General features: G+C 69.9%; 11 protein-coding genes. 7 read left to right on the top strand and 4 right to left on the bottom strand.

What is annotated here, in order from left to right; translation table 11 throughout:
• The first annotated feature begins 438 nt into the window (after positions 1–438).
• A complete protein-coding gene (locus FE633_RS42265; RefSeq protein WP_138050481.1) occupies positions 439–888 on the top strand; it encodes a PTS sugar transporter subunit IIA in 450 nt (149 codons plus the stop codon).
• A gap of 77 nt (positions 889–965) precedes the next feature.
• Positions 966–2636 carry a phosphoenolpyruvate--protein phosphotransferase gene (gene ptsP, locus FE633_RS42260; protein WP_138050480.1) on the top strand — a complete coding sequence of 557 codons (1671 nt, stop codon included), beginning with the start codon at positions 966–968 and terminating at the stop codon, positions 2634–2636.
• Positions 2637–2706: 70 nt separating this feature from the next.
• Here ptsP and FE633_RS42255 read toward each other — a convergent pair whose 3' ends face one another.
• Entirely contained in the window at positions 2707–3615 is a 909-nt protein-coding gene (locus tag FE633_RS42255) for a hypothetical protein (RefSeq protein ID WP_138050479.1), read from the bottom strand.
• 130 nt (positions 3616–3745) lie between these two features.
• Positions 3746–5722: an acetoacetate--CoA ligase gene (locus tag FE633_RS42250; protein ID WP_138050478.1), complete on the bottom strand. Its 1977-nt coding sequence runs from the start codon at positions 5720–5722 to the stop codon at positions 3746–3748.
• A 214-nt stretch (positions 5723–5936) separates the two neighbouring features.
• Between FE633_RS42250 and FE633_RS42245 the strand changes: the two genes are divergently transcribed.
• Positions 5937–8303, top strand: a complete 2367-nt coding sequence (locus FE633_RS42245) for a glycoside hydrolase family 31 protein (RefSeq protein WP_138050477.1) — start codon at positions 5937–5939, stop codon at positions 8301–8303.
• 54 nt (positions 8304–8357) lie between these two features.
• On the opposite strand, the gene FE633_RS42240 is transcribed toward FE633_RS42245, so the two are convergent.
• Together FE633_RS42240 and FE633_RS42235 are read right to left on the bottom strand one after the other, a co-directional pair.
• Positions 8358–8894, bottom strand: coding sequence for an NUDIX domain-containing protein (locus tag FE633_RS42240; RefSeq protein ID WP_138050476.1), 537 nt, complete (start codon positions 8892–8894; stop codon positions 8358–8360).
• 47 nt (positions 8895–8941) lie between these two features.
• Entirely contained in the window at positions 8942–9751 is an 810-nt protein-coding gene (locus FE633_RS42235; RefSeq protein ID WP_138050475.1) for a M15 family metallopeptidase, read from the bottom strand.
• Between the two features lie 276 nt (positions 9752–10027).
• On the opposite strand from FE633_RS42235, the gene FE633_RS42230 reads away from it, so the two are divergent.
• The 4 genes from FE633_RS42230 to glpK all read left to right on the top strand — a co-directional run bounded on the left by FE633_RS42230 (position 10028) and on the right by glpK (position 14237).
• Positions 10028–10453 (top strand): Zn-ribbon domain-containing OB-fold protein, encoded by a 426-nt coding sequence (locus FE633_RS42230; protein WP_138050484.1) that lies wholly within the window; start codon positions 10028–10030, stop codon positions 10451–10453.
• Complete coding sequence (locus FE633_RS42225; RefSeq protein ID WP_138050474.1) at positions 10450–11640, top strand: lipid-transfer protein; 1191 nt, start codon at positions 10450–10452, stop codon at positions 11638–11640. The genes FE633_RS42230 and FE633_RS42225 overlap by 4 nt, the downstream gene beginning before the upstream one ends.
• Positions 11641–11971: 331 nt before the next feature.
• On the top strand, positions 11972–12697 hold the full coding sequence (locus tag FE633_RS42220; RefSeq protein ID WP_138050473.1) for an MIP/aquaporin family protein: 726 nt from the start codon (positions 11972–11974) through the stop codon (positions 12695–12697).
• 22 nt (positions 12698–12719) lie between these two features.
• A complete protein-coding gene (gene glpK / locus FE633_RS42215) occupies positions 12720–14237 on the top strand; it encodes a glycerol kinase GlpK (protein ID WP_138050472.1) in 1518 nt (505 codons plus the stop codon).
• Positions 14238–14280: the final 43 nt, after the last annotated feature.

Raw genomic sequence — 14280 nt, 5'->3', positions numbered from 1 at the left:
CGGAGACGGGGTATCAACATATCTGGCGTTGATTTTTGGCACGCTGTTGAGTTCTCAAGGAACGGACGCTTCCTTCGTACTCACCCTCACGGGCTTTCCTCCGGGCGCTTCCCTTCGGTGTTTCTCAACTCTATCAGGGTTTTCCTGTCTCTCTGACCACCGTCCTGCGGGCACGCAGAATCCGGTCCCGAGATAGGATCCGACAAGTTGGGTGCTGCCAGGCAAGGACGCTTGGTCGCGTCACCCCGCCTCAAGCAGGTGTACGACCCTACATGGAGGGGCGGAGCAGGCGCAAATCGTTTGTGCTGTGCTCTACGGTCGCCAACCGGGAACTCTCGCGCGGAACCGGCACTTTTCATGACTTACCCTGCTCAACGGTGTGCCGTCCAGGACAAGCACCGACGGCCCATATGAATCTCCACCCCTGGGAGGCTTCCCATGACCACCGTGACGTCACCTCTTGCCGGACGCGCCATCGGACTCGCGGCCGTACCCGATCCGGTCTTCTCCGGAGCGATGGTGGGACCGGGCACCGCGATCGACCCCGTACGTGAGGCCTCTGAGGCCGTGTCCCCGGTCGACGGCGTTGTTGTCTCGCTCCACCCTCACGCCTTCGTCGTGGTCGACGAGGAGGGCCATGGCGTGCTCACCCATCTCGGGATCGACACTGTTCAGCTGAATGGCGAGGGCTTCGAGCTGCTCGTCAGCAAGGGCGACACCGTGCAGCGCGGGCAGGCCGTGGTGCGTTGGAACCCGGTCGCGGTCGAAGCGGCCGGCAAGTCCCCGGTGTGTCCCATCGTGGCTCTAGAGGCCACGGCCGAGTCCCTCTCCGACCTGAACGTTGACGGCGACGTGAAGGCTGGCGACGCTCTCTTCAGCTGGCACTGACTCCAGTGCCGTCATGGATGACAGGCAGGACGACCATCGCGGTGGCGGGACCCGCCGCTCTATCGGAGACAGGTGACATGGAAACAACGCTGCGAGGCGTCGGCGTGAGCCACGGTGTGGCGATCGGCGAGGTTCGGCATATGGGAACGGCAGTGCTCGAGCCGCCTGCCAAACAGATTCCGGCGGAGGACGCGGAGCGCGAACAGGGGCGCGCTCGCAAGGCCGTGGAAGCTGTCGCGGCCGACCTGATGGCGCGCGGCAATCTGGCGGGCGGCGAGGCTCAGGCGGTGCTCGAGGCCCAGGCCATGATGGCTCAGGATCCGGAGCTCATCGCCGATGTCGAGCGGCGTATCGCGGTCGGGAGCACCGCGGAGCGCGCGGTGTACGACGCGTTCGCGGCGTACCGCGCGCTGCTTGCGGGGGCCGGTGAGTATCTCGCCGGTCGTGTGGCGGACCTCGACGACGTGCGGAACCGTATCGTCGCGCGTCTGCTCGGTGTTCCGATGCCGGGTGTTCCGGACAGCGATGAGCCCTATGTCCTTATTGCTCGTGACCTTGCGCCTGCCGACACCGCTCTGCTGGACCCGGCTCTGGTCCTTGGTTTCGTCACCGAAGAGGGAGGGCCGACCAGCCACAGCGCGATTCTGGCGCGGGCGCTCGGCGTTCCGGCCGTGGTCGCGCTGCCGGGAGCGGGTGAGCTTGCCGAAGGCACGGTGATCGCCGTGGACGGCAGCACCGGCGAGATCTTCGTGAACCCGAGTGCGGCGAAGAAGGCCGAGATGGAGGCCGCGGCCGCTGCGCGCAAGGCGGCGCTGGCCGCGTCGACCGGGCCCGGCGCCACCTCGGACGGGCACAAGGTCCCGCTGCTGGCCAATGTCGGTGGTCCCGCCGATGTGCCTGCGGCGGTCGAGGCCGGTGCCGAGGGTGTGGGCCTGTTCCGTACGGAGTTCCTTTTCCTCGACGACAGCAAGAACGCGCCGTCGGAGGAGAAGCAGGTCGACGCGTATCGCCAGGTGCTCGAGGCCTTCCCTGAAGGTCGTGTCGTGGTGCGTGTGCTTGATGCGGGCGCCGACAAACCGCTCGACTTCCTGACGCCGGCCGACGAGCCGAACCCGGCGCTGGGTGTGCGTGGCCTGCGGACGCTGCTCGATCACCCGGAGGTGCTGCGCACGCAGTTGTCGGCGCTGGCGAAGGCTTCCGAGGGGCTGCCCGTCTACCTCGAGGTGATGGCGCCGATGGTCGCGGACCGGGCTGACGCCAAGGCGTTCGCGGACGCGTGCCGTGAGGCCGGCCTCCAGGCGAAGTTCGGGGCCATGGTCGAGATACCGTCGGCCGCTCTGCGGGCACGGTCGATTCTGCAGGAGGTCGAGTTCCTGTCGCTGGGCACGAACGATCTCGCGCAGTACACCTTCGCCGCCGACCGTCAGGTGGGCGCGGTGTCCCGGCTCCAGGATCCGTGGCAGCCCGCGCTGCTCGACCTGGTCGCGCTGTCCGCCGAGGCGGCCAAGGCCGAGGGGAAGAGCTGTGGTGTGTGCGGCGAGGCCGCGTCGGACCCGCTGCTCGCGTGCGTGCTGACCGGTCTGGGCGTCACCTCCCTTTCCATGGGCGCGGCGTCGATTCCGTACGTCCGGGCGACGCTGGCCAAGTACACGCTGGCGCAGTGCGAGCGTGCCGCGGCGGCGGCGCGTGCCTCGGACAGTGCCGAGGACGCGCGCAACGCGGCTCAGGCGGTGCTGTCCGGCGAGTAGCCGGCCCGCGTCGTTGATCGGCTGTCGTCGAGGGGCGCTCCACCTCCGGGTGGGGCGCCCCTCGCGTGGTTCAGTGCGTGTGCCCCGTCGTACGGCCGTCGTCCCCCAGGTCGGGTGGTGTGCAGTAGTCGACGCCGGACTCCGGGGAGATCAGGTCGCCGGACTCGATGTCGGTGCAGTAGGCGTCGAAGACCTCTCCGGCGGTCAGCGGTTCCAGGCCTTCTCCGCGCAGGCGCCAGCCGAAGACACGGTCGGTCGTATCGGGGAGGCTCGTGTCGCGCAGGCGGGTGCGCATGACGAGGCCTCCGGCGCTCTGGGTGGCGATGCCGACGGCCAGGACAGTGGTGAATTCGAGGGCGTCCGTCTCGTCGAGTCGGGGCGTGCCATGGACGTCGTCGTCGGCCCGGAGGACGGCAACGAGAGTTTCCGGCGCGGCGGAGACGCTGCACACGAGGTGGCGCTCTCCGGGCCCCGTGGCGTCGATGATGCGGGCGAGCAGGTCAGAGGCACGCGCGAAGGCCGCCCGGCCGATGTCCTCGCCGCAGGACGCGCAGTTGCCGATGTGGGTCAGGAGTGTGGTCGCGTACTCCCAAGTGGCTTGTCGGACGGCCTCGTCGACGAGGCGCGGGACAAGGTCCGAGAGGGGCTGCCCCTCGTACGGCACGGTGGCGGCCGTCCCGGCGAGCTCTGCCGTGAAGCGGGTGCGGCTGGAGGCGGCGTCCGGGTCCAGGCCGGTGTCGGCGCAGAACTCCGCGTACTCCTCGGGGTCGAAGAGTGCCACCGTGGTGTGGCCGCCCTCGGCCGCGCGTGTCCTGAGCAGGGCTTCCACCTGCTGGAGATAGCCGGCGTGGTCGTCGAAGGTGAACGTGCGGTAGCGCCGCATCTCGGTGAAGTCCTGCTCGTCGGTCAACAGGCCGATGGTGCCGGCGATTTCGCGGCGCAGGACGCGTCGCATGGTCTGGTGCTGGGTGTGCGCCATTTCTCCCCCTGCGTGCAGTCGATCAATGCTCACTCACCGTAACCGGCGGCACTGACAATGCCCGTGGAGCCGGTGCGCCGGCGCACGTCGCTCGGCTGGAAGCCGCTGGGGCCTCGCGGGCGGCGGCTGATCAGGCCCGCTCGCGGGCCAGGTTCTCGTAGAAGCGCAGCAGTTCGACGCTGTCCACGGAGCCGAGGTTGACGGCCTTTTCCAGCGGGGCGCCTTGGAGCAGGCGCTTGACCGGGACCTCGATGCGCTTGCCGGTCAGGGTGTGCGGGACGCCGGGCACCTCGATGACTTCGTCGGGGACGTGCCGTGGTGAGAGCTGTTCCCGGATGGTCTGCTTGATCCGGGCCCGGAGGGCGTCGTCAAGCACGGCGCCCGGGGCGAGGTGCACGAACAAGGGCATCCAGTAGCCGCCGTCGGGCTGTTCGATGCCGATGACGAGGGACTCGCGGATCTCCGGGAGGCGTTCGACGGCCTCGTAGATGTCGGCCGACCCCATGCGCACGCCCTGGCGGTTGAGCGTGGAGTCGGAGCGGCCGTGGATGACCACCGAGCCGCGTGAGGTGACGGTGATCCAGTCTCCGTGGCGCCAGACTCCGGGGTACATGTCGAAGTAACTGTCGTGGTAGCGGCTGCCGTCGGGATCGTTCCAGAAGTGGATGGGCATGGAGGGCATCGGATTCGTGACGACCAGCTCGCCGACCTCGTCGGTCAGGGGTTTGCCGCTCGGGTCCCAGGACTGGAGGTCGGTGCCGAGACAAGGGGCCTGGAGTTCGCCGATGTACACCGGGAGTGTCGGTACGGCTCCCGCGAAACAGGAGCACACGTCGGTGCCGCCGCTGACGGACGCGATCCACAGGTCGGCCCCGCTCGCCGCGAACTCGTCGTGCAGCCAGCGGAACCCGTCCGGCGGCAGGGGCGAGCCGGTGGTGGCGACGCACTGCACGCGCGAGAGGTCGAAGTCGCGGGAGGGATGCACGCCGGCCTTGCGGCAGGCCATGACGTACGCGGCGGAGGTGCCGAAGAGGGTGGCCCCCGTGCGTTCGGCGATGCGCCACTGGGCGCCCGTGTCCGGGTGGCCGGGGCTGCCGTCGTACAGAACGATCGTGGTGCCGGTCAGCAGCCCGGAGACGAGGAAGTTCCACATCATCCAGCCGGTGGACGTGTACCAGAAGAAGCGGTCTTCGGGCCCCAGGTCGCAGTGCAGGCCGAGCTGCTTGAGATGCTCGACGAGGATGCCGCCCTGGGACTGGACGATGGCCTTGGGCAGGCCGGTCGTGCCGGAGGAGTAGAGCACCCACAAGGGATGGTCGAAGGGGACCTCTTCGAAGACGGGCTCCGTGTCCGCGGAGGTCAGCGCGGACCACTCCAGGGCGCCTTCGGGGGCTTCGGTACCCAGCAGCGGGACGTGGACCACGGCCCGCAGCGTGGGCAGTTCACGGCGCAGCTCGGCGACGGTGTCACGGCGGTCGTGCTCTTTTCCGCCGTAGCGGTAGCCGTCGACGGTGAACAGCACGACCGGTTCGACCTGCTGGAAGCGGTCGAGGACGCTGCGGGCGCCGAAGTCGGGCGCGCAGGACGTCCAGACGCCGCCCACGGCCGCGGTGGCGAGGAGGGCGACGACGGCCTGCGGCACGTTCGGGAGGTAGCCGCTGACGCGGTCTCCGGGGCGTACGCCGAGGGTGCGCAGTTCGGCGGCCAGGGAGCCGACCTGACGGCGCAGCTCGGACCAGCTGACGGGGCGCGGTTCGTGGGTCTCGTCCACGTACAGGAGTGCGGGTGCGTCGGGTCGGGTCTCGGTCGCGCGCAGGGCGTGTTCGGCGTAGTTGAGCGTGGCCCCGGGGAACCACTGGGCGCCCGGCATCGAACGGTCGCCGAGCACGCGCGCGTAGGGCGTGGAGAACCGTACGTCGAACCACTCGGTGACGGCCTGCCAGAAGGTGTCCAGCTCTTCCACGGACCAGCGGTGCAGGGCCGCGTATCCGCCCTCCGCGGGGGCGCCGTGGTGCTCGGCCGCCCAGGTCTGGAACCGGGTCATCTGCGCCTGGGCGATGCGTTCTGGGGCAGGCTGCCAGAGCGGTGAGGGGTTCGCTGAGGACATGGGGGCGGCTCCCGGACTGTGCGCGTCGTGTGCGTGTGTCGCGCACGGGCTGGGGTGTGCGCGTCACGCGGCTGACACGGACGATGCCACGTGATCGACTTCCGCACCAGAGTGCGCCGCACGTGGGCCGGGTCGTGAAGATGTGGTCCTACTGCGGGTGAACGCTAGTTGAACGACTCACCGATACGAGGCGGTCAATGGCAGGCTGAGCAGCATGGACGGTCGTGACCTGGTGCGTTCGGTGAAGGCGGTTGGTTCGGCGGGGGCGGCCCAGGGGTGGCGTACCGTGCGGGCGGCGTGGCGCAGGAGGCGTGCCGACGCCGCTGGGCTCACGCCACGAGGTGCCGAGCGAGCGCGTGTTCCCGGGCCCGTGCGGGACGTGGAACCGGCTCCCGGCGGCGGACTCATCAGATTCGCCCGATCGGAGCTGCGCGTTGTCGTCACCGTGAGCGGAGCCGTCTTCTGGGGCTGGGACGGCGCCGGGCCCGAGCCGTCGTACGCGCTCGCGGGAAGCTCCCCCGAGCCGGATCCGCGGGCCGTTCTGGAGCCGGACAAGGACGGTGCCTGGCGGGTGGTGGCGGAGCGTGTGACGGTCGTCGTCTCGCGGCACGGCGCCGTGGAGGTGTGTACGCCGGGTGGGGTGACGCTGCGTCATGATCTGCCGCCGCGGTGGTGGGAGCCGGTCGGCGGGGGCGCCGCTCGCTGGGTGCAGCGAGCCGAGGTCTCCGCGGACGCGCGGTTCTTCGGTCTGGGCGGGCGCGCGTCGGGGCCACGGCTCCGCGACGGCACGTACCGGCTGTGGAACACCGATCCGGGGCACGCCTTCGGCCCCGGCGACGACCCGCTGTACATCACCATGCCGGTCCAGATGGTGGTGGCGGACGCGGGCACGCATCTCGTGTTCCACGACAGTACGTGGGACGGCAGGGTGACCTTGCGCGAGGGCGAGGAGGGGGCGGGGTCGGGGCACGACCGGGCCGGGACGAGCGAAGTGCGAATGGACGGTGGGCCGCTGCGCTGCTGGGTGATGGTGGGCACCCCCGCGCGCGTGCTGCACACCTGGGCGTCGCTCACCGGTGCGCCCGCGCTGCCGCCGGCGTGGGCGCTGGGACACCATCACGCGCGGTGGGGTTTCGGCAGCGACCAGGAGGTACGGCGGATCGTCCTCGGCTATCACGAGCACGGGCTGCCGCTGGACGCGGTCCATCTCGACATCGACCACTACGACGCGCATCAGGTGTTCACGGTCGACGGGGAGCACTTCCCGAAACTGCCGGTGCTCGCCGAGGAGTTGCGTCGGGACGGGATCCGGCTGGTGTCGATCGTGGATCCGGCGGTCAAGGCCGAGCCGGGAAACGCGGTGTACGACAGCGGGACGGTGGAGGACGCGTTCGTGCGGGACTCCGCGGGGAGGCTTGTGCGCGGCGTCGTCTGGCCGGGCGAGGCGGTGTATCCGGACTTCACACGCGCGCGTGTGCGCCGTTGGTGGGGCGAGCTCTACGAGGAGCGGCTCGCGAAGGGGTTCGCCGGTTTCTGGCACGACATGAACGAGCCGGTGTCGTTCACGGCCTTCGGGGAGTCCACGCTGCCCCGATCGGCGCGGCACGACATGGACGGACGTGGCGGCGACCACCGTGAGGCGCACAACGTGTACGCCCTCGGTATGGCACGGGCCGGCTACGAGGGGCTGCGTGAACTGACGCCGCGGGAGAGGCCGTTCATCTTCTCGCGCTCCGGCTGGGCAGGTATGCAGCGCTACGGGGGGACCTGGTCCGGTGACGTGGCCACGGGGTGGCCGGGGCTGCGGGCGTCGCTGTCGCTGGTGGTGGGGCTCGGGCTGTGCGGAGTGCCGTACTCGGGCCCGGATGTGGGCGGATTCGACGGCAGCCCGTCACCCGAGCTGTATCTGCGCTGGTTCCAACTCGGCTCCTGTCTGCCGCTGTTCCGTACCCACGCGTCCCTGCGGGCCGGTCGCCGGGAGCCCTGGGAGTTCGGCGCCGAGGTCCTCGAGCACGCGCGCGTGGCTCTCGTCGAGCGGCGCCGGCTGCTGCCGTACTTCGTGACGCTGGCGCAGCTGGCGCATCGTACGGGGGCGCCCTATGTGCGGCCGGTGTGGTGGGGTGCGCCCGAGGACAGGGCGCTGCGCGACTGCGAGGACGCTTTCCTGCTCGGCGACGCTTTGCTGGTGGCACCTGTGCTGGATCCCGGCACGGGCCGGCGCGCCGTGCAACTGCCTCGGGGGCGCTGGTACGACACGGTGACCGAGCAGGCGTACGAGGGGCCTGCCCAGGTGCTGCTCGACGCTCCCCTGTCCAGGATTCCGGTGCTGGCGCGGGCGGGCGCCGTCGTCCCCGTGCGCGGCGACGACGGCGGCCTGGAGCTGGAGGTGTGGGCGCCCGCGCGCGGAGGCGCCGGAGGCGGCCTCGTGGTGCCGGACGCGGCTGACGGATGCGACGAGCCGGAGATCGAGCGGTATGTGACGCGTTGGAAAGGGAGGCGGGTGGTCGTCGAGCTCGACGGGCGGGACGGCCTGAGCGAGCCGTCCCGTCCCGTACGGGTCCGGGGGCTGGGGTCGCTGTGAGAGCTGAGGGCGCTGTGACCCGCCGGTAAGGTCCCCTGGGCCTCCCGGTGTCTCTCAGATGTACCGGCCCTCGAAGAACGCGCGCGCGGCCGAGGTGTGCAGCGGGAAGGCGAGCTCCGTCGCCGTTCGGAGCAGATGCCAGCCCTCGGTCTCGTCCGTCGTGGCGGACGGCGGCAGGTCGGCGGCCGGGCGTTCCGGGAGGAGGCCGAAGAGCAGGAGGTGGCCGTCGGGGGCGCTCATCGCGTCGGCGAGCCGTACGTCGCGGCTCGCGGCGTCGATGCCCGTTTCCTCCTTGAGCTCGCGGACGACGGCGTGCCGCCAGTCCTCCCGCTGGTCGATGAACCCTCCGGGCAGAGCCGTGCCCCCGCGCGCGGGGGCGATGGTTCGGGTGATGACGACCAGAGCGGTGCCCCGGGTGTCGTACACGGGCTGCAGGGCCACCGCGACCGGGAGTGGGTTGCGGTAGGCCACGCTGCCACAGGCGGCACAGGTGCGGGGCCAGCCGGAGACGCCCTCTCCGTAGGGCACCCCGCAGCTCGAACAGTGGGAGTCCGGCACGGAGTCGGAGGACGGATTCTGGGATGGGGACACGCCGCGGACCTTATCCGATCACCACACGGGCATCTCCGGGGGCCGCCTCAGTGGGACGAGGTGAGGGACTTCCTGGACACCGGGAAGTCGAAGTAGGTGTCCGGGTAGAGCTCCGGCTTGTAGGTGAAGTGCCACCACTCCTCGGGCAGGTTCACGAACCCGAGGTCTTCGAGGGTGTCCTTCAGCAGCAGCCGGTTGGCGCGCTGTTGCCCCTGGACGCGCGGGTCGAGGGTGTGCGACAGGGTGTCGAAGCAGTCGTAGCCGGTGCCCATGTCCACGGAGTTGTCGGGAAAACGTTCGGTCTGGGGTGCGTAGCAGGGCACGAGGGTGTCCCCGGGGACGTACGGCCGGGTCGGTTTCGCCGGGAGCCGCACGAGTGTGAGGTCCATGGTCGAGCCGCGGCTGTGGCCGGACTTCTCGGCGATGTAACCGTCCTCGAACAGCCGGGTCTTGTCGACCCGCGGGTAGAACTCGCCCTTCATGTCCTCGTCGTCCAGGTCCTCGGCCCATCGGACGAAGTGGTCCACGGCGCGCTGCGGTCGGTAGCAGTCGTACACCTTGAGGGAGTAGCCCCGGCGCAGCAGCTTCACCTGAGCCTTGTGGAGTGCTTGTGCGGCGGGTTTGGTGAGGATGCAGAGGGGCTGTCGGTAGCCGTCGATGCGCTCGCCCACGAAGTTGTGCGGGGTGAAGTACCGGATCTCCTGGATGATCGTCCGGTCTACGGTTCGAAGGGCCACGAAGCCCTCGGGCGCCTTGGGTTGCGGCTTCGCACGGGCGGTGGCGGAGGCGGCGGTGACGGCGAGCAGGGCGGCGAGCGCGGTGACGAGGCCGCGTACCGCGATGGGGAGTCGTCTCATGCCCCTTGCGTCTATCAGGCCGGGTCCCCTGAAGGAAGCGGGCGAGCACCGTCCGCGGCCCGGCAGCAGGCCGCCGCCAGCGTCGGGGCCGATCAGGTGAGGGACGGCCGGAACCACCCCCGTGGGCCCCGGCCGTCCCTACCGATACTCCGGACGCTCAGGAGGACCTCAGCGGTTCTCCTGACGCACTGCCCAATCGAACCGGCCCATGGCACACTTCTGACGAACCGTCAGATGCAGTGCGAGGGAGGGACCTTGTCACACACCCGCACACCCGTGGTCACCGGCTGGTTCACCGGCGAGGGAGACGCCTTCCGGCTGCTCGGCACGCGCTGCTCGGCCTGCGCGACGGTGTTCTTCCCCCGTGAGGACGCCTTCTGCCGCAATCCGGGTTGCCCGGGCGGCGAGCTGGCCGAGGTCCCGCTGTCCCGGCGGGGCCGCGTCTGGTCGTACACCGACAGCCGGTACCGGCCACCGTCACCGTACGTGTCCGACCCGGAACTCGAATGGCAGCCGTACACGTTGATCGCTGTGGAGCTGGAATCCGAGCGGATCGTGGTACTCGGGCAGACGGTTCCCGGGGTCACCGTCGCCGATCTGACGGTGGGCATGGAGGTGGAGGTCGTCCCGGGCGTGCTGAACGAGGACGCGGAGACGACCTGGACGACGTGGCACTGGCGGCCGACGGGGGTGACGGCGTGACAGGAGAGGTGGCGGTGCTCGGCGCGGGCATGCATCCCTGGGGCAAGTGGGGGCGCGGTTTCGTCGAGTACGGGACGGTGGCGGCGCGCGCGGCGCTGGCCGACGCCGGTGTCGACTGGCGGGACGTCGGTTCGATCGTCGGCGCGGACACGGTCCGTGGCGGCTATCCGGGGTACGTTGCCGGGGCGACGTTCGCGAAGGCGCTGGGCTGGCAGGGCGCGCGGGTGGCCAGTGTGTACGCGGCGTGTGCCTCGGGGGCCCAGGCCGTCAACACCGCGCGGGCGCAGATTCTTTCCGGTATCGCGGACGTGGTCCTCGTGGTGGGTGCGGACGCGGCTCCCAAGGGGTTCTTCCGGCCGGCGGGCGGTGACCGGGCCGACGATCCGGACTGGCTGCGGTTCCGCGTCCTGGGGGCGACGAATCCGGCGTACTTCGGGCTGTACGCGCGGCGGCGGATGGCCGTGCACGGGGACACGGTGGAGGACTTCGCCCAGGTCAAGGTGAAGAACGCCGCCCTGGGGGCGCTCAATCCGAACGCGCGGTACCGCAAGCGGGTCACCGCCGAGGAAGTCGCCGCCTCGGCGGTGGTCGCCGATCCGCTGCGGCTGCTCGACATCTGCGCGACCTCGGACGGCGCGGCGGCGCTCGTGCTGTCCAGCATGGAGTTCGCGCGGCGCCATGGGGCCGGGAATCCGGTGCGGATCCGCGCGGTGTCCACGGTGACACCGCGTTTCCCCAACACGGTTCTCGATCTGCCGGACATCGCGACGGACTCCGCGGTCGCGGTGGAGCCGGCGGCCGAGACGTTCCGCGCCTCGATCGCCCGGGCGGCGTACGAGGAGGCGGGCATCGGCCCCGAGGACCTCTCGCTCGCCGAGGTCTACGACCTGTCCACGGCCCTGGAGTTGCAGTGGTACGAGGATCTGGGACTGTGCGGCGAGGGCGAGGCGGCCAAGCTCCTGCGCGAGGGGGTGACAGGGCCGGGCGGGCGCATACCCGTGAATGCCAGCGGCGGACTCGCTTCCTTCGGAGAGGCCGTTCCGGCCCAGGCCATCGCCCAAGTCTGCGAGCTCACCTGGCAGTTGCGCGGTACGGCGGGTGACCGGCAGGTGGCGGGAGCACGGGTGGGAATCACCGCGAACCAGGGGTTGTTCGGGCACGGGTCGTCCGTGGTGGCGGTCCGGTGACACCCGTGTGTCCCGCACCGTGGCAACTGCGGAAGGCTTCCGTACGGTCCTGAACCGTTTCCGCACGCGACCTTGACGGCCCTTGACCCCCGGTGAACACTTCCGGATGTCAGTCGGCCTCGCCGCATTCCGGCGTATTCAGGCACTGCGCCGCGCGGGCCTCGCCTGCGCCAACGGGCCATTCCCACGGGCGAGTCGGCTGCGACGGCACGCTCGTCACGGACGCCGGGCGGGGCACGGGACCTCCTGCCTTCGGCTGAAGTAGCCATGGGAAACGCACCTGCACGGTGGCCCGGGGCGGACAGCCCCGGGCGAGGGCCTAGGAGCCGCCATGAGCAATGGAGACATATTCGTCGGTGAGGTCATCGGCACAGCGATCCTGATTCTCTTCGGCGCCGGGGTGGTCGCCGCCGTCGTACTCAACTACTCCAAGGCGAAGGACGCCGGCTGGGTCGTCATCGCGTTCGGCTGGGGCTTCGGTGTGATGGCCGGGGCGTACACCGCGGCGCCGCTGTCCGGCGGGCACCTCAACCCGGCGGTGACCATCGGTATCGCCATCGACACCGGGGACTGGGACAAGGTCCCCGTCTACATAGCCGGGCAGATGATCGGCGCCGCCCTCGGCGCGGTCCTGTGCTGGCTGGTCTACCTCGCACAGTTCCAGGCCAACGCCGAGGAGGACAAGGCGCTCCCCACGCTCGGGATCTTCTCCACCTCGCCCACGATCCGCAATCCCGTGGCGAACCTCATCACGGAGATCATCGCCACCGTCGCTCTGGTCCTGCCGATCCTTGCCTTCGGCCTCACCAAGGGTCTCGGCGAGTCCGGCACGGCGATTCTGATCGTCTCCTTCCTGGTCGTGGGCATCGGCCTGTCCCTCGGCGGTCCCACGGGATACGCCATCAACCCGGCCCGCGACCTGGGCCCACGCATCGTCCACGCCCTGCTCCCGATCCCCAACAAGGGAACCTCGGACTGGAGTTACGCCTGGATCCCGGTGGTGGGACCGCTGATCGGCGGTGCGCTGGCGGGGCTCATCTTCAACGCAGCCTTCTGAAGGATCCGACGAAGGGGACGTCATGACGGACAACGCCGAGAAATACGTCGCCGCAATCGACCAAGGAACCACCTCAAGCCGCTGCATCATCTTCGATCAGGACGGTGCGATCGTCGCCGTCGACCAGCGGGAGCACCGCCAGATCTTTCCCAAGCCGGGCTGGGTGGAGCACGACGCCACCGAGATCTGGTCAAAGGTGCAGGCCGTGGTCGCGGGGGCGATCGCGAAAGCCGGGCTCCGCGCCGACCAGGTCAGCGCGCTGGGGATCACCAACCAACGGGAGACGACGGTCCTGTGGGACCGCGCCACCGGCAAGCCCGTGCACAACGCGATCGTCTGGCAGGACACCCGTACCTCCGCGCTCTGCAACCAACTCGGCGGCTCGGACGGGCAGGACCGTTTCCGTGAGCAGACCGGCCTGCCGCTGGCCAGCTACTTCTCCGGTCCGAAGGCGGCCTGGCTGCTGGACAACGTGCCAGGGCTGCGGGCCCGCGCGGAGCGCGGCGAGATCGCCTTCGGCACGATCGACTCCTGGCTGATCTGGAACCTCACCGGCGGCACGGACGGCGGTCAGCACATCACCGACGTGACCAACGCCGGGCGCACCATGCTGATGAACCTCGAGACCCTTCAGTGGGACGCCTCGATCCTCTCCGCGATGAACGTTCCCGAAGCGGTCCTCCCGGAGATCAAGTCCTCGTCCGAGGTGTACGGGACCGCCGTGGGGCAGCTAGCCGGCGTGCCGGTCGCCTCCGCACTCGGCGACCAGCACGCGGCGGTGTTCGGTCAGGCCTGCTACGACGTGGGCGCGGCCAAGAACACCTACGGCACGGGCAGCTTCCTGCTGCTCAACACCGGGAACCGGCCCGTCGCTTCGAAGAGCGGGCTGCTCACCACCATGGGCTACAAGATCGGCTCCGAGGCGCCGGTGTACTGCCTCGAAGGGTCGATCGCGATTACCGGCGCCTTGGTGCAGTGGTTCCGTGACCAGCTCGGCATCATCCGTACGGCCGACGAGATCGAGACGCTGGCGGCGACCGTGGACGACAACGGCGGCGCGTACATCGTGCCTGCCTTTTCCGGGCTGTTCGCGCCCTACTGGCGCTCCGACGCGCGCGGTGTCGTCACCGGTCTCACGCGGTACGTCACGAAGGCCCACCTCGCCCGTGCGGTACTGGAGGCGACGAGCTGGCAGACGCGTGAGGTCGTGGACGCCATGTTCCAGGACTCCGGGGTGCGGATCACGACCCTGAAGGTGGACGGCGGCATGACCAAGAACAACCTCCTGATGCAGCACCAGGCGGATGTGCTCGATGTGCCGGTGATCCGTCCGAAGGTCTCCGAGACGACCTGTCTGGGCGCCGCGTACGCGGCCGGCCTCGCGACCGGCGTGTGGAACGATCTCGACGAGCTGAAGTCGCACTGGCAGAAGGACGTCGAGTGGACGCCGTCCATGGAGGCGTCGGTTCGCGACCGTGAGTACCACAACTGGCGCAAGGCGGTGGAGAAGAGCCTGGGCTGGCAGGAGGACGACGCGTAGCGCTCCGAGGGAGAGTGCGGTCGTAAAACTGCGCTCCAGGGCA

Source organism: Streptomyces montanus (assembly GCF_005786655.1).
GTDB classification, from domain to species: domain Bacteria; phylum Actinomycetota; class Actinomycetes; order Streptomycetales; family Streptomycetaceae; genus Streptomyces; species Streptomyces sporangiiformans.
The sequence above is the reverse complement of the archived record's forward strand: the minus strand, read 5'-3'. Positions and strand labels throughout refer to the sequence as shown.